12 protein-coding genes and 1 pseudogene are annotated in these 16209 nt (G+C 62.5%); 8 read left to right on the forward strand and 5 right to left on the reverse strand.

All coding sequences use genetic code 11. The features are described from left to right. Positions 1–26 precede the first annotated feature (26 nt). Positions 27–710, forward strand: coding sequence for a pentapeptide repeat-containing protein (locus AC4BCN_RS18885; protein ID WP_490491493.1), 684 nt, complete (start codon positions 27–29; stop codon positions 708–710). Positions 711–874: 164 nt separating this feature from the next. Here AC4BCN_RS18885 and AC4BCN_RS18890 read toward each other — a convergent pair whose 3' ends face one another. Next, positions 875–2089 carry an MFS transporter gene (locus tag AC4BCN_RS18890; RefSeq protein WP_490491494.1) on the reverse strand — a complete coding sequence of 405 codons (1215 nt, stop codon included), beginning with the start codon at positions 2087–2089 and terminating at the stop codon, positions 875–877. Between the two features lie 106 nt (positions 2090–2195). Between AC4BCN_RS18890 and AC4BCN_RS18895 the strand changes: the two genes are divergently transcribed. After that, positions 2196–3122, forward strand: coding sequence for a LysR family transcriptional regulator (locus AC4BCN_RS18895; protein ID WP_490491495.1), 927 nt, complete (start codon positions 2196–2198; stop codon positions 3120–3122). 199 nt (positions 3123–3321) lie between these two features. Here the strand turns inward: AC4BCN_RS18895 and AC4BCN_RS18900 are convergent, their stop codons facing one another. Continuing rightward, a complete protein-coding gene (locus AC4BCN_RS18900) occupies positions 3322–5592 on the reverse strand; it encodes a carboxy terminal-processing peptidase (RefSeq protein ID WP_490491496.1) in 2271 nt (756 codons plus the stop codon). 520 nt (positions 5593–6112) lie between these two features. On the opposite strand from AC4BCN_RS18900, the gene AC4BCN_RS18905 reads away from it, so the two are divergent. Beyond that, positions 6113–8083 carry a methyl-accepting chemotaxis protein gene (locus tag AC4BCN_RS18905; RefSeq protein ID WP_181878076.1) on the forward strand — a complete coding sequence of 657 codons (1971 nt, stop codon included), beginning with the start codon at positions 6113–6115 and terminating at the stop codon, positions 8081–8083. A gap of 49 nt (positions 8084–8132) precedes the next feature. Beyond that, positions 8133–8405, forward strand: coding sequence for a putative signal transducing protein (locus AC4BCN_RS18910; protein ID WP_034755175.1), 273 nt, complete (start codon positions 8133–8135; stop codon positions 8403–8405). Positions 8406–8412: 7 nt separating this feature from the next. On the opposite strand, the pseudogene AC4BCN_RS18915 reads toward AC4BCN_RS18910, so the two are convergent. Further along, positions 8413–8925: pseudogene (locus tag AC4BCN_RS18915) on the reverse strand (thymidine kinase); the annotation flags it as partial. 324 nt (positions 8926–9249) lie between these two features. Here AC4BCN_RS18915 and AC4BCN_RS18920 point away from each other — a divergent pair. Beyond that, positions 9250–10641 (forward strand): pyridoxal-phosphate dependent enzyme, encoded by a 1392-nt coding sequence (locus AC4BCN_RS18920; RefSeq protein ID WP_490491497.1) that lies wholly within the window; start codon positions 9250–9252, stop codon positions 10639–10641. Then, positions 10638–11819 (forward strand): trans-sulfuration enzyme family protein, encoded by a 1182-nt coding sequence (locus tag AC4BCN_RS18925; protein ID WP_456150231.1) that lies wholly within the window; start codon positions 10638–10640, stop codon positions 11817–11819. Before AC4BCN_RS18920 ends, AC4BCN_RS18925 begins: the two co-directional genes overlap by 4 nt. A 107-nt stretch (positions 11820–11926) precedes the next feature. On the opposite strand, the gene AC4BCN_RS18930 is transcribed toward AC4BCN_RS18925, so the two are convergent. Beyond that, entirely contained in the window at positions 11927–14134 is a 2208-nt protein-coding gene (locus AC4BCN_RS18930) for a penicillin acylase family protein (protein WP_490491498.1), read from the reverse strand. Between the two features lie 15 nt (positions 14135–14149). After that, complete coding sequence (locus tag AC4BCN_RS18935) at positions 14150–14986, reverse strand: hypothetical protein (protein WP_490491499.1); 837 nt, start codon at positions 14984–14986, stop codon at positions 14150–14152. Positions 14987–15098: 112 nt separating this feature from the next. Between AC4BCN_RS18935 and AC4BCN_RS18940 the strand changes: the two genes are divergently transcribed. Both AC4BCN_RS18940 and AC4BCN_RS18945 read left to right on the forward strand, forming a co-directional pair. Next, positions 15099–15545, forward strand: a complete 447-nt coding sequence (locus tag AC4BCN_RS18940) for a DUF2939 domain-containing protein (RefSeq protein WP_436482696.1) — start codon at positions 15099–15101, stop codon at positions 15543–15545. Between the two features lie 124 nt (positions 15546–15669). Continuing rightward, positions 15670–16173: a DUF2939 domain-containing protein gene (locus AC4BCN_RS18945; protein WP_490491500.1), complete on the forward strand. Its 504-nt coding sequence runs from the start codon at positions 15670–15672 to the stop codon at positions 16171–16173. Positions 16174–16209 lie beyond the last annotated feature (36 nt).

A 16209-nucleotide genomic window follows, 5' to 3' on the forward strand; every position in this document is an offset into this window, starting at 1 on the left:
TGTCATTGACTTGAGGAATAATACGGATGGCAACACACGACACCGCAGTAGATGGCATGACCCTGGACCGCGCCGGCATGGAACAGCAGCTGGCCAATCCGGTACGCCACTTCATCGATTGCGCGTTCGATGGCGAAGACTTGTCACGCCTCGATTTGCAAGGCTGCACTTTCGAGCGCTGCACCTTTGCCGACACCAGCTTGTTCGCAAGCAAACTGGCGCGCAGCACCTGGCGCCGCTGCCGCGCGGGCAGCGCCGATTTCGAATCCGTCGACGCCGTCGACGCCAGTTTCGAAGGCTGCGACCTGAACAACACGAAATGGCGGCGCGCCAAGCTGGCCTCGGCCACCTACCGCGGCTGCAAGCTGACGGGCGCGTCTTTCGAGGAAGTGGCCCACCTGGGCCTCACCTTCGAAGACAGCCTGCTGGTGGGCGCCGACTTGCGCGGCTTTTCGTTCCGCAAGGCGACATTAAAACAGCTGGATTTTTCCGACGCCTACCTGGCCGGCTGCGATTTCCGCGAGGCCGTCTTCGAAGGCGGCAGCCTGCGCAATGCCACGATCAAACTGGCGAAGTTCCAAGGCGCGGACTTGCGCGGCGCCGATATCGACGGTTTCAAATTGAGCGAAGCGGCCTTGCTGAAAGGCGCCGTCATCACGCATGCCCAAGCGGCAAACTTCATGCGCGCGCTCGACCTGGTGGTGATTTGATCTGAACAGACAAAAAAAAAGCCCGCTACGGAAGCGGGCTGAATCTATTTCCTTGGAGGAGACAGAGGAGACAAGTGCATCTTGCGGCATTGCGGCATATCACGCCACTTTATCTTCATGATGATAGAAATACTCATCAGTGATAATGAGGCCCCATCAGGGTTTCAAGCCGTACGGCGCGTGGCCTGCGGTAAAAATTCTCCCAGCCACACCAACAAGGCCAGGCCTGGAAACGCCATGCCGGTCAGCAAGGTTGCCTGCCAGCCGTAGCTGGCATACACCCAGGCACCGATGGCCGAGCCGGCCGCGCCGCCGGCGAAGAACAGCGCGAAATACAGGCCGTTCAGGCGCCCCCGCACTTCCGCACCCAGGCTGAAAATGGCGCGCTGACCCAGCACGAGATTGGCCGCCACGCCCATGTCGAGCACGATGGAGGCGACTACCAGCAGCCCCAGCGCCACATGTTTCGATTCCGGCGCAAACATCGGCAAGGCAAAGGCGACGATGCCCAGCGCCAGCGCAACGGCCGTGGCCGGCAAGGTGTGGCCCGCATCGGCCAGGCGGCCGGCGATGGGCGAAGCGACTGCACCGGCCATGCCCACCAGGGCAAAGATGGCGATACCCGTTTGCGACAGGCCGAACGCGGGGCTGGACAGCACCAGCGGCGTGACGGTCCAGAACAGGCTGAAAGCACCAAACAGGCCGGCGTGATAGGCGGCGCGGCGGCGCAGCACGGGCGTGCCCAGCAGCAAATGCCACAGCGAAGCCATCAGGGCTGGATATTTCATGCTCGACACGGGCTGGCGCACGGGCAAGGCGCGGTGCAGCACCGGCGCCAGCGCCAGCATCAGTACTGCGGCACCGCCAAACACCACGTGCCAGCTCGCATGGGCCGCCACCAGCGAGGCCACGGGGCGGGCCAGCATGATGCCCAGCAATAAGCCGCTGACTACCTTGCCCACCGTCTGGCCCCGCGTCGCTTCCTGCGACAGGTGGGCGGCAAACGGCACGATCACTTGCGCCGCCACGGAACCGAGGCCGATGGCCAGTGCGGCGGCCAGGAACACGATGGCGCCCGTGGAGAGGGCCGCCACCACGAGGGCCGTGGCCGTCACCAGCAAGGCGGTGACGATCAGGCGGCGGTTTTCCAGCAAGTCGCCCAGGGGCACGACAAACAGCAGGCCCAGGGTATAGCCCACTTGCGTCAGGGTGACGATCAGCCCGGCCGCTTTGGCCGACAGGCCCGTCGAGGCGCTGATGGGCCCGACGAGGGTTTGTGCGTAATACAGATTGGCGACGATCAGGCCGGAAGCGATGGCCAGCAGCAGCACCATGGCGGGTGAAATGTCGTGGGGAGCAGACGATGAGGCCTTGTTCATGTTGTTTCCTCGGTTCGATAGGGATGTTGCCATTCTAGGCAAAACTGGGGCAAAGATAATTAGGGCATAATCTCCTCATACTTTTCACATAAGATGAACAATCACCATGGACAAGATCAAGGCCATGCAAACCTTCGTGCGCATCGTCGAGGCCAACAGTTTTTCCAAGGCGGCCGAAACATTGAATTTACCGCGCGCCGCGCTGACGGCCACGCTGCAAAAGCTGGAAGCCTACCTGGGTACGCAATTGCTGCAGCGAACCACGCGCCGCCTGTCGCTGACGCCGGAAGGAGCCGAATACTTTCGCCACTGCATCGAGATCCTGAAAGCCGTCGATACGGCGGAACTGGCGTTTCGCGGCCCGGACGCGAAAAAACCGCGTGGCTTGCTACGCATCAACCTGCCCAATACCGTGGGCCGGCGCCTGATCATTCCCCATATCGCGCAATTCCATGCCGCGTATCCGGACGTGCAATTGCAGCTGAGCCTGACGGACCGCCTGGTCGACCTGACGCAGGAAGGCATCGATTGCGCCTTGCGCGTGGGCACCTTGCAAGATTCCGCCTTCATCGGCAAGCAGATCGGCCTGATGCGCTTCGCCACGTGCGCCTCGCCCGCCTACCTGGCGCGGCACGGCACGCCGCACACCCTGGCCGACCTGGCTGCGCACCAGGGCATCATGCATTACTCGGGCCGCACGGGACGCGCCTTCGACTGGGATTTCCAACAAGGCAAGGAAGTGGTGCGCGTGCAGATGGCCGGCCCCATCGCCGTCAACGACGCGGACGCCAGCGTCGATTGCGCACTGCAAGGGCTCGGTGTGGCGCAGGCGGCCATGTACCAGGTGCGGCAGCACCTCGACAGCGGCGCGCTGGTGGCCGTGCTGCTCGACTGCCCGCCAACGCCGATGCCGATGTCGCTGCTGACGCCGCAAGGCCGGCTGGCCACGCCCAAGCTGCAGGCGTTTGCCGGATGGCTGACGACTTTGCTGGCGGCCCACCCCGATGTGCAACTGCCCACGCACAATATCTGAGGCAAAAAAAAGCCCGCTACAAGGAGCGGGCTGAATCTATTTTCTTGGAGGAGAATAGAGGAGACAAGTGAATTATGCTGCATCGCGGCATATCAATCCAATTGATTGTTAGAATGATAGAAATACGCGAAACGAATAACTACTGTTTACCCCAAAGCAAAAGCTGGGGTCASTCCCGACGGGTCTGACCCCGCATTCATTACTTCGCTGTCGCCGCCACCGGCGTCGCCTTCACATCCGCGGCATACGGCAAGACCTTGGATGCCAGGCGGGTGTCTGCCTTGATCAGCGCCACTTCGTCGGCCAGGATGCGCGCCGCTTCGTTCAGCAGCACGTCCTTGGCGCTCTTGGCGGCCGTTTCGGCGTCCAGTTCGGCACTCAGCGCACGTTCGTCGCCCTGCAGGCCGTCGTCGGTGCGCAAGGCGCCCTTCACGGCGGCGATCTGCTTGGCCGTCTTGTTGGCCGCTTTCGCGCCCTTCAGCACGTCTTTCGGATCGGGAATCACCACCAGGTCGTCGGCAGGATTCGAAATCTGCGCGATCAGGCGTTTTTCACGGGCCTTGGCGCGCGCTTCCTGGGCATCGCGCTCCTTGCGGCGCACGGTTTCATTGAGCGAAATCTGGTTTTCCTTGCGCTGCTTGACGACGAGGGCGATGTCATCGAGCAGGTACTGGAAATCCTTGTCCTTGGCCACGCGCGCTTCATGCTTCTTGTCCAGCAGCGGCACGATATCCTTCAGGTCGCCCGTCGGCATGTACGGCGCCGGCTTGATGGCCACCCATGGCAGGGCATTGTCATAGCTCGATTCGCCGAAGTTTTCCGTGTCCGACATGGCGGGCAGCTTGATGTCGGGGGTGACGCCGCGCAACTGCGTGGTGCCGCCATTGATGCGGAAGAACTGGGCGATGGTCATTTTCAGCTCGCCGAAACGGGCTTTCTCGCTGCCGCCGAAGCGGTCGAGGTTGAACAAGGTTTGTACGGTACCCTTGCCGAAGCTGCCTTCGCCGATGATGACGCCACGGCCGTAATCCTGCACGGCGGCGGCGAAAATTTCGGACGCCGAGGCGGAGCCGCGGTTGATCAGCACGCCCATCGGGCCATCCCAGGCCAGACCGGTATTGGTGTCGCTTTCCACGTCGACCTTGCCTTCGGCATTGCGCTGCATCACGACAGGGCCCTTGTCGATGAACAGGCCCGTCAGTTCGACGGCTTCGTTCAGCGAACCGCCGCCATTGTTGCGCAAGTCGATCAGGACGTTGTCGACCTTATCCTTCTTCAACTCGACCAGCAAACGGCTGACGTCGCGCGTGGCGCTCTTGAAATCCTTGTCGCCACGGCGGCGCGCTTCGAAGTCCTGGTAGAACGTCGGCAGGGCAATGACGCCGATGCGGCGCTTGACGCCGTTGTCGCGCACTTCGATGATCGATTTCTTCGCCGCCTGCTCTTCCATGCTGATTTTCTTGCGCACCAGCGGCAAGACCACGTGCTTGGCGTCGGGGCCGGCGTCGGCCGGCAAGATATCGAGGCGCACGACAGAATCCTTGGCGCCGCGGATCAGCTGCACCACGTCGTCGATGCGCATGCCCAGCACTTCGACGATGGGGCCGCTTTCGCCCTGCCCCACGCCGACGATGCGGTCGCCTACTTTCAGCTTGCCCGACAAGCCGGCCGGGCTGCCCGGCACGACTTCGCGCACGACCGTGTATTCGTCGCGCGTCTGCAGCACGGCGCCGATGCCTTCGAGCGACAGCCGCATGGCGATGTCGAAGTTATCGGAAGCGCGCGGGCCCAGGTAATTGGTATGCGGCTCGATCGACATGGCGTAGGCGTTCATGAAAATCTGGAACACGTCTTCGCTGTTGAGCTTGCGCGCACGGGTGGTGTAGCTTTCATAGCGCTTGTCCAGCGTTTCGCGGATGGCCTTGTCTTCCTTGCCTGCCAGTTTCAAACGCAGCCAGTCGTTCTTGACGCGCTTGCGCCACAGGTCGCGCACTTCCTCGTCATTCTTCGGCCAGGCGGCTTTTTCGCGGTCGATCTGGTAGCTCTCGTCGGAGGCAAAGTCGAACTTGGTTTTCAGCAATTCACGCGCATACGCCATGCGCTCGTCGAAACGCTGCTGGTACAAATTGTAGATGGCAAACGGCGACGTCAGGTCTTCATTGATGATGGCGTCGTCCAGCTTGGTGCGCAGCGGGGCGAAACGGTCGATGTCGGCCTGCACGAAAAACAGTTTTTCCGCGTCCAGGGACTTGAAGTAGCGGTCGAAGATTTTCTCGGACATGACGTCGTCGAGCGGCATGGCCTTGTAATGGACGCGCGTCAATACGCGCGATGCCCACAACGCGGCCTGCGTTTGCTGGGCCAGCGGCTTCATGGGTAGCGGAGGAGCGGCGCTCTTGTCCGTCTGGGCTGCGCCAGCGTTGGCTGACAGGGCGAGCACCAGGGTGACCAGCATCATTTGCTTCTTCATCGGCTTCTCCGAAAATTAGTTGAATCAATTCCAGGCGGCGCAGCTATTCATGCGCCAGCCAGCAAGACAGTAAGGGGAATACACGACTGGTCTGCATATTATTCTACAGGATACGGCCTGGCAGTCTCCCAAGGAATATCAGTTTCTTCCCGGAAGCTTAAACGCGGATTAAGGATGGCGTCTCATTCATTACAAAGTGAAACATTCGTGACAAAAATTGCATCACCACTCAGCGACGAAGACCAAAACGCTTCATTGGAATCAAAAAAGTCAATGGACTGTTTTTGCGATCCTTGATGTGGATGATGTTTTTACGCGAAAAATTAATTCCTGCGGGAAACACTTAGTAACAAAAGGCAAGCAACATGCTATCATCGCGCCCTGAAATCCAGCTTGCCCGTGCGCCGCTCCCACAGCCGGCGCGCCTCCGTTTCAGCAGTATCCCCACCAGATCCCCTCCCCGCGTGTCATGTCATGACCAGGAATGGCCGAGCTGATTACCCTTTGCCAGACTCAAACTATGCCTACAATTTCGTTCTCCCCCCGCCACTGGAGTGTCGGCGGCAAGATTACCGTGTTCACGTTTGCCCTCGTCAGCCTGATCCTCGCCAGCCTGACGACCTTGATCAGCATCCGCACCTCGACTGCGCTGGAACAGCGCGCCGAAGCGGCCGTCACCAGCGAACTCAATAGCGTCATGACGACCACAGAAGTGTTCCACACGGCCATGGTCAACGAGGCGGCCAGCTTTGCGCGCCTGTTCGCGGCCGAGTTTCCCGGCCCGTTCACGGTCGACGCGGGCGCCATGGTGGCCGTCGCAGGCAAAGCCACGCCCGCGCTGGCCAACGGCGGCAAGGTGCTCAACCTCGACACGGCCCTGGTCGACCGCTACACGGCCCAGACGGGCGTGATCGCCACCATCTTTGCCGCCAATGGCGATGAATTCGTGCGCATCAGCACCTCGCTGAAAAAGCAGGATGGAGAACGGGCCATCGGCACCCAGCTCGACCACAACCACCCCAGCTATGCACCGCTGCGCGCGGGCCAGCGCTTTGTCGGCATGGCCACCTTGTTTGGCAAGCAATACATCACACAATATGACCCCGTGCGCGACGCGGGCGGCAAGGTGGTCGGCGTGCTGTTCATCGGCCTCGATATCAGCAAGAATCTGGCCATGCTGAAAGAGAAGATTCGCCAGGTCAAGATCGGCCAGACGGGCTACATCTATATCGTCGACACGGCCCCCGGCGCCAATTACGGCCACCTGGTGCTGCACCCGAACAGCGAAGGCAAGAGCGCGCTCGAGTTCAAGGCCAGCGACGGCCGATTGTTCATCCAGGACATGCTGGCGCAAAAAGACGGCGCCATGCGCTACACGTGGACGGCGCCCGGTGAAACGGCTGCCAGCGCGCGCGAAAAGCAGCTGTACTACCGTCAATTCAAGGATTGGCAATGGATCATCGCGGGCGGCACGTTCACGGACGAGATCACGGCGGAAGCGCGCCAGATGCGCAACCAGCTGGCCGTTTCCGGCTTCATCGCCCTGCTCGTCTTCGCCCTGCTGCTGTACTGGCTCGTGCGCACCCTCGTGTCGCGCCCGTTGGCCGCCGCCGAAACGGCCGCCGCGCAAATCGCCGCCGGCGACCTGACGGTGCACCTCGATACCAGCAGCCTGGATGAAATCGGCCGCCTGCTGCTGGCCATGAACCGCATCAGCGACAACCTGTCGCAAGTGGTCGGCAACGTGCGCGGCAGCGCCGGGCAAATCGCCACGGCGTCCGGTGAAATCGCCAGCGGCAACCTGGATTTGTCGAGCCGCACGGAACAGCAAGCCAGTTCGCTGGAAGAAACAGCCGCCTCGATGGAGGAACTGAGCTCCACCGTGCGCCAGAACGTCGATCACGCCCAGCAGGCAAGCCGGCTGGCGCACGACTCGTCCAGCCTGGCAGCGACAGGCGGCGCGGCCGTGGCGCAGGTGGCCAGCACCATGGACGCCATCCGCAGCTCGTCAAGCAAGATCGCCGACATCATCGGCGTCATCGACGGCATTGCCTTCCAGACGAATATCCTGGCCTTGAACGCGGCCGTGGAAGCGGCCAGGGCCGGCGAGCAGGGACGCGGCTTTGCCGTCGTCGCCACCGAGGTGCGCACCCTGGCGCAACGTTCGACGGCAGCGGCGAAAGACATCAAGGACCTGATCCAGGCGTCGGCCAGCACGGTGGACCTGGGCCACGCGCAAGTGAGCCAGGCCAGCGCCACCATGGATACCGTGGTGGCCAGCGTGCAGCAAGTAAGCACCATCATGGCCGAAATCGCGCAGGCCAGCGAAGAGCAGCGCAGCGGCATCGAGCAAGTCAACCAGGCCATCGCCCAGATGGACCAGGTGACCCAGCAGAATGCGGCCCTCGTGGAAGAAGCGGCCGCGGCCGCCGACGCCTTGCAGGAGCAGGCGCAGGAGCTGAACCAGGTGGTGAGCGTGTTCAAGCTGTAAAAGCGGGCGCGGTGCTAAGATGGCGCATACCACCTTGCCAGGAGACGCGATGCACGACGACTATGTTTTGATTGCCCGGCTGATGATCCCCACGGATGCGCACGTCATCCGCGGCTGCCTGGCAGCGGCCGGCATCGACGTGCTGCTGACGGACGACCAGCACATGCAGGCCGACATGCTGCTGGCGGCCGCCATCGGTGGCGCCCGCGTGATGGTGCGCGAACACGACGTGGCGCGCGCCAATGACATCCTGGCAGCCTTCGAGCGGGGCGACCTGGCGCTGTCGGATGATGCCGATGTAGGCGCGCCCGTCGCCGACTAAAACACCAGTAGAAACAGCGCCCGCACGCCTGGCGGTAGCTTTCGTTGCCGCCTATGCTGATCTGCTCGCCTTCCTTGATGCGGCGGCCCTGCTCGTCGACGCGGATGTTCATCGTGGCCTTCTTGCCGCACGTACAAATATTCTTCAATTCCTCGATATCGTCGGCCAGCGCCAGCAGATAGGCCGAGCCGGGGAACGGTTCGCCCTTGAAATCCGTGCGCAAGCCGTAGCAGATGACGGGCACGCCCTTCACTTGCGCCAGCTGGTGCAACTGCTGCACCTGGGCCGTGCTGAGAAATTGCGCCTCGTCCACCAGCAAACAGGCGACCTGGGGAATATCGTCGAGGAAATTCGTGTCGGCATGGAAGACGTCGACCTGGCGTTGCGGGCCCAGGCGCGACGTGACACGTCCTACGCCGTAGCGGCTGTCGATGGCGGCCGTGTACAAGCGCACCTGCTGGCCCTGCTCTTCATAGTTGTGCGCGACCTGCAACAAGGCCGTCGACTTGCCCGCGTTCATCGCGGAATACCGGAAATAAAGTTTTGCCACTGCCGCCTGCCCTGTCTGTCAGATAATTCTCAATACTATTTAGTATCTTTTCGAGCCGTGATTATAAATCGCAATGGCGCGCTTGCGGCAGCTTAATAGTCGTGCCATTGGCGCGGCAAGCGGGCAAAAAACGGCGCATACTCGCATCGCGAACCTTGCCGCCGATATGCGAAGAGCGCATATGCAAGCATATAAACATTCGTTCGCCGCACTCGTCCACGCGCCTACACTGCGCGGCACGGAAGGCGGCTCGGGACACAATCCAGAGCCGTTGTTTCTCTGACAGGAGCCACCATGAATGATCGAATGCCATCCCCATCCCAGCCGCCAGCGCTATACAAGCTGATCGGCAATACCCCGCTGGTCGAAGTGACCAGGCTCGACACGGGCCTGTGCCAGCTGTTCCTGAAACTGGAATCGCAAAACCCCGGCGGTTCCATCAAGGACCGCATCGGCCTGTCCATCATCGAGGCGGCCGAAGCGGACGGCCGTTTGCAGCCGGGCGGCGCCATCGTCGAGGCGACGGCCGGCAATACCGGCATCGGCCTGGCGCTGGTCGGCCGCATCAAGGGCTACCGCGTGATTCTCGTCGTGCCCGACAAGATGTCGACGGAAAAAGTGCTGCACCTGAAAGCCCTGGGCGCGGAAGTGCACACCACGCGCTCGGACGTGGGCAAGGGCCATCCCGAGTACTACCAGGATTATGCGGCGCGCCTGGCGCGCGAACTGCCGGGCGCCTTCTTCGCCGACCAGTTCAACAATCCCGCCAATCCGCTGGCCCACGAAATGACGACGGCGCCCGAAATCTGGGAGCAAAGCGGCCATGACGTGGACGCCATCGTCGTCGGCGTCGGTTCATCCGGCACCCTGACGGGCCTGACCCGCTACTTCCGCAAAGCGCAGCCGAAGCTCGAATTCGTGCTGGCCGACCCGCAAGGCTCCATCCTCACCGAATACATCGACACGGGCAAAGTGGCCGACACGAGCGGCTCGTGGGCCGTCGAAGGCATCGGCGAAGACTTCATCCCGGCTATCGCCGACATGGACAGCGTGACGAAGGCCTACACCATCACGGACCAGGAGAGTTTTGACTCCGCGCGCGCCCTCTTGCGCGCCGAAGGCATTTTAGGGGGCTCATCCACGGGTACTCTGCTGGCCGCCGCCCTCAAATACTGCCGCGAGCAGACCAGCCCGAAGCGCGTCGTCACTTTTGTGTGCGACACGGGCACGCGCTACCTGTCGAAGGTCTACAACGATGGCTGGATGCGCGACCAGGGTCTGTTGCAGCGCGCCGTGTCCGGCGACTTGCGCGACCTGATCGGACGCCGCTACGACGAGGGCGACGTCGTCAGCGTGGCCCCGGGCGACACCCTGCTCACAGCCTTCAACCGCATGCGCGCCAGCGACCTGGCGCAGCTGCCCGTCATCGACGACGGCAAGCTGGTTGGCATCATCGACGAATCGGACTTGCTGCTGCACGTGTCCAGCGACGCGGCCCATTTCGCCTCGCTGGTGGGCGCCACCATGACGACGCAGATCGAAACCCTGGCGCCGTCAAGCGGCTTGCCCGCCCTGCGCGCCACCCTGGACCGGGGCTTGACGGCCGTCGTTGCCGACGATGCCGCCTTCTATGGCCTGATCACCCGCTTCGACCTTCTCAACCACTTACGCAGGACACTATCTTGAGCCAGGAAACCACCCGCAAGAGCCGCCTCGCCACGCGAGTCATCCACGCCGGCCAGTCGCCCGACCCGTCGACGGGCGCCATCATGCCGCCCATTTACGCCACCTCCACCTTCGTGCAGGACAGCCCCGGCGTGCACAAGGGCCTCGACTATGGCCGCTCGCACAATCCCACGCGCTGGGCGCTCGAGCGCTGCGTGGCCGACCTGGAAGGCGGCAGCGCGGCGTTCGCGTTCGCCTCGGGCCTGGCCGCCATTTCGTCCGTGCTGGAATTGCTCGATGCTGGCAGCCATATCGTCGCCGGCGACGACATGTACGGCGGCACCTACCGTTTATTCGAGCGCGTGCGCCGCCGCTCGGCCGGTCACGAATTCAGCTATGCCGACCTGACAAATCCGGAAAACCTGCTGGCCGCGCTGCGCCCGGAAACGAAGATGGTATGGGTCGAGACGCCCACCAACCCGATGCTGAAGCTGGCCGACTTGCGCGCGATCGCCGACATCTGCCGCGCGCGGGGCATCATCGCCGTGGCCGACAACACGTTTGCCAGCCCACTGGTGCAGCGCCCGCTCGAACACGGCTTCGACATTGTCGTCCATTCGACCACCAAGTATTTGAACGGCCACTCGGACATCATCGGCGGCATCGCCATCGTCGGCGCGGAAGCACGCCAGGCGGAATGGCGCGAGCAACTGGGCTTTTTGCAAAACTCCGTGGGCGCGATTGCCGGGCCGTTCGACAGCTTTTTAGCGTTGCGCGGCGTGAAAACCCTGGCCATCCGCATGCAGCGCCACTGCGAAAGCGCGCTGGCCCTGGCGCAGTGGCTGGAACAGCAGAAGGAAGTGCGCAAAGTGTTTTATCCGGGGCTGGCCTCGCACCCCCAGCACGCACTGGCGCAGCGCCAGATGGACGGTTTCGGCGGCATCATCTCCATCGACCTCGATACGGACCTGGCCGGCGCGCGGCGCTTCCTCGAGCGTTGCGAAGTGTTCGCCCTGGCCGAAAGCCTGGGCGGCGTGGAAAGCCTGATCGAGCACCCTGCCCTGATGACGCACGCCAGCATCCCGGCCGAACAGCGGGCCAAGCTGGGCATCGGCGATGGCTTGATCCGGCTGTCGGTGGGGATCGAGGATATCGAGGATTTGCGGCATGATCTGCGCACGGCGCTGGATGCGATTTGAGGGGTTGATTGTCGGATTACGCTACGCTAATCCGACCTACGGCATGCCGTGGCAGGTAGGCCGGATTAGCACGGCAACGCCGTGCGTAATCCGACACTTCACCAACTTCACTCCCCCGGCCGATACCTGCGCTCCAAGTGCTTCGCCACGTCCTCGGGATAAAACAGCACCTCCTTGAATTCGCCGCGTGCATACATGGCCGCCTGGTCCTTGAAATGCGGCGACGTCGGGTCGCCGCTCTGGCCACCGGCGAGGATGCTTTTCGCCTTGATGCGCGGACCGAATTCCACGGCCGCGACAAAGCTGTTGCCACGTTCGCCGTAAATCCTGCGCGTGGTGCTCTTGCTGCTCTGGCCATACGCGGCCAGCGCGCCCCAGTTGCCCGACGCATAAGGCACGGGCAAGCTCGGTCGCGCATCGTCGAACGGCTGCACCACGTCGCCCGTCAGGCGCTGGAAGCGGTTGATCTCGCCCCACGGCGTTTGCCAGTTGCCGAAATCGCGCTGCAATTTATCGGCCGCCGTTGCCAGAGCCGCCAGCCGCTGCGCCGCCGTGACCTTCTGCGTCGCCAGAAAATCGACCACGGGCACGCCCTGCTCGCGCGCCTGCTTGCCAGCCAGTTCGGCCAGCTCCTGGCCCCAGAACACGGCCAAGGAAGTGGCCGTGGACGTCAGCGAATAGCGCCAGTCCCAGGCGCGCAGTAAGGCCACCTTGTCGGCCAGCGCCAGCTGTTGCGCGTCGCCCGCTGGCAGCGCATCGTATGCCGCAAACAGCGGCGGCAGCAAGGATTCAAACGCCGTCAGTTCGCTGTCATACGAGGCGGCGATCAGGCTGTCGAGCGTAAATCCTGTCTTGTTCTGGAAAACCTTGACGGCATGCAGGCCGCGCGCGTTTTCGCCATACACGGACATGTAGGCGGGGTAATCCTGCTGGCGCGGGCTGTTGGCGCCGGCCGCCGAATACGGCCAGTTGTTCGTGTTCTGTATCCAGCCATTCTGCGGGTTGAGCAGGGTGATGGTTTGCGCCACCGTGTGCAACCCTTTCCATTCCGTGGCCGGATCGCTGCCGTCGACGGGCTGTTTCCAGTTGAAGCGCGGGTCGCGCACGGGGATGAAATTGCCATGAAAATAGGCGATATTGCCATCCGCATCTGCGTACACGGTATTGTTCGAGGAATTCGTGCGCAGTTCCATCGTCTTGTAGAACGCGGCGTAATCGCGCGCCTTGGTGCGCGTGTACGATTGCGTCAAGGCCTTCAAGGGTTCGTTCATCAGGCGCACGGCCACCCAGCGTCCATCCTGGGCACGCACGATGGGACCGTGATGGCTGTAGTAGACGGTGATGGTTTTCGAGCCCATGCCGCCGTTCGCGAGCTTATATGGCAAGGTAATCGGCACGGCTTTCAGGGGACGCAGGCCGCCGTCATAGCGGTAGAACCATGCGCCATCCTTGTCGACGATGCTTTCCAGGTATTCGTCGATAACGTCGCCGCCGCCCGAGGTATGCATCCAGCCGAGACGGTCGTTAAAGCCCTGGTAAACGAAGAACTGGCCCCAGGTAACGGCGCCATACGCGTTCAAGCCTTCGCCGCTGGTCACCTGCACTTCGGGGCGGAAGTAGAACGAGGTGTGTGGATTGATCATCAGCAGCGCATGGCCATTTTTCGTGATCGCGGGCGCGATGGCAAAGCCGTTCGAGCCGCTCGGCTCCGGCTCCAATCCAGTTTCCACGCTGGCCAGGGCCACGGTGGCAGGCTTGGCTTGCTGGCCGTAGAACGCTTCGAGCTGCGCCAGGTTGATCGATTCAATATCGCCGCCGATGCTGCCCTCGCTGAAGCTCAGGGCCATCCACGGCTCGAAATGCGCGATCAGCCTGGGTTTGACGTGCGGATGCGTGGCCAGGTAAAAATTCAGGCCATCGGCAAACGCATCCATCAACTTGCGCAGCCACGGCGGGCTGGCGCGGTACTGCGCCTGCAGCTCAAGCGGATCGATGAAAAGCTTCATGCGCAGGTCGCGGTACAGCTCTCGCTCGCCCTCCACTTCCGCCAAGCGCCCCATGGCGTTGATGTAATTGAGTTCCACGCGCGGGAAATCGTCCTCGGCCTGCGCATACATCAGGCCAAAGATAGCATCCGCATCCGTCTTGCCCGTCACATGGGGCACGCCCCAGGTGTCGCGCGCGATGCTGACATGGGCGGCCTGCGCCTGCCAGCGGGCCATGTCCGTGACAGAAACGGCGGACGCCGCCAGCACGGGAGGAGCGGCGACGGCGCCGCAGGCGATGGCGGCAAACAAGGCACGGCGAGCTGGCATTCACTACTCCATTAATCAGGATGCGTCGATGAGGGTTGCAATCCGCTGGTTGAGTTCCACATTTTCCGCCTGCAGTTGCGCCACCTTCTGTTTCAGGCTGGCGATCTCGCCGCGCAAGCGCTCCGCCTCACCAGGCGCCTGGGCCGCGTTGTCCGCCCATGGCTCGTTACCCGTCTCCGGCGTATCCTGCGACACGTGCACCTTCGGCTCGCGCGGCGTACGCGTGGCGGCGCGCTGTTCGCGGATTTCCTTGGCCGCCTGGCGCAGCAGTTTTTTACCACCGGCGACGGCTGCCACCTGTTCTTCCGGCGGCAGGGACGCCACGGTGGCCGCCGCATTGATGGAGATCGTGCCCGAACGGACGGCTTCCACCAGTTCCGGCGACGCCGCTTTCTGGATCTTCTCGATCTGGCTGATCTGGTTGCTGCTCAGTCTCGCCGCCTTGGCGACTTCTTCGCGCGTGCTCATGGGGGGCTTGGGTGCGTTTTCGCCATCGGGCGCATCGGCCGCGCTGACGGGTGCCGGGCTGCGCGCGGCGACGATTTCCTTCTTGCGCAGGGCCAGCACGCCGCGCTGGAAATCCGACACGCTGCGGCGCGCCAGGTGATTGTCGATCATCCACAGCATGACGTCGTCGAGCGAGCTAAAGCTGGTGTTCTGGATGGTCTTGAATTCGATGCCGTGCTGGCGGCAGATGGCGTAGCGGTTATGCCCGTCGATCAGCACGTCGTTCCACAGCACCAGCGCATCGCGGCAGCCTTCGGCCAGCAGGCTGCGCTCGAGCGCCGCGTACTCGCTGGCGGTGAGCGGGTCGATATACGACTGCAGCACCTGATTGATAGTGATATTCATGGTTGTCCTCAATATTACGGCGCGATGGTCCGCGCCGGCACGAATGCTACACCATCCGACATGCCTGGCCGGGTAAAATCACGGCGGCACAGCTCATACAAAAACACGGACCATGAAAAGAAAGTACGCCACCGCGATCATTTTTGGCGTTGCCGCCATCGGCTTCACCTGGGTCAGCCCCTACATCGCCATGTACCGCATCAGCATCGCGGCAAAATCCGTGCGCCTGGAAACCCTGGCGCAGCAGGCCGACCTGCCCGCCGTGCGTGCCAGCGTGGCGCGCCAGCTGCGGGCGGCCGGCGAAACGGCCAATGAAGACGATTTCAAGGAAATGCTCGACACCATCGTCTCGCCGCCCGGCATCACGGTATTGATCCTGCACGGCAAGCAGGGAGCGGACGGCAAGCGCCACGACTTCGGCATGGCGTACCGCTCGTGGAATGAAGTGGTGCTGCGGCGCAGCGGCGCCGGCCCCGCCGCCAGCCAGTTCCTGCTGCGCCGCCATGGCATCTGGGACTGGAAACTGGCGGACATTACCTTGCCGCCGGAATTACTCTGAAAAAACTTGATCTAAAACAACACTTACCTAAACCACCATATTGATTTTGGGAAATATTATGTAGAATGCCAACACTTCAGGCGCACCGGGTCGCCAGGGATCCGAGAGATCGCAGATGAAAAGAATGATGCTTCTCGCTGTAGCGGTACTGGTCGCGCTGGCCGGCCTCTTCTATGGCAGCCCGTATTTCACCATGAACAAGATCCGCGCGGCAACCATGGACGAGGATAGCCAGGCCCTGGCTGCACAGATCGACCTGTCACAGCTGCGCGGCAGTCTCGGGCAGCAACTGCATGCCCTGTTCTCGGCGCCGGAAGTGGCTGACGACATCAGTCCCGACGTCATCGATCCCTTGCTTGACACCATGCTGATGCCCGAAGGCATCGTCGCCTTGATGAAGCTCAATGACCGCTACGAAAAGCCACTCGCCAAGGTCAGCGACATCAGCGGCCGCAAGCGCAACACCAAGCCCGACTACAAACTACGCTACACATCCTGGAACAGCGTCGTCGTGCAGCGCACCCACAGCAAAAGCCATATCGGCGAACTGACCCTGACGCGCGACGGCCTGTGGAGCTGGAAACTCACGTCGGTGGCGCTGCCCAAGAATCTGCTGGCCGACGCTTAAAACGGCCGCGCACTGCTATCATCTGCCCAACCACAT

Source organism: Janthinobacterium sp. Bl 1, assembly GCF_058215535.1.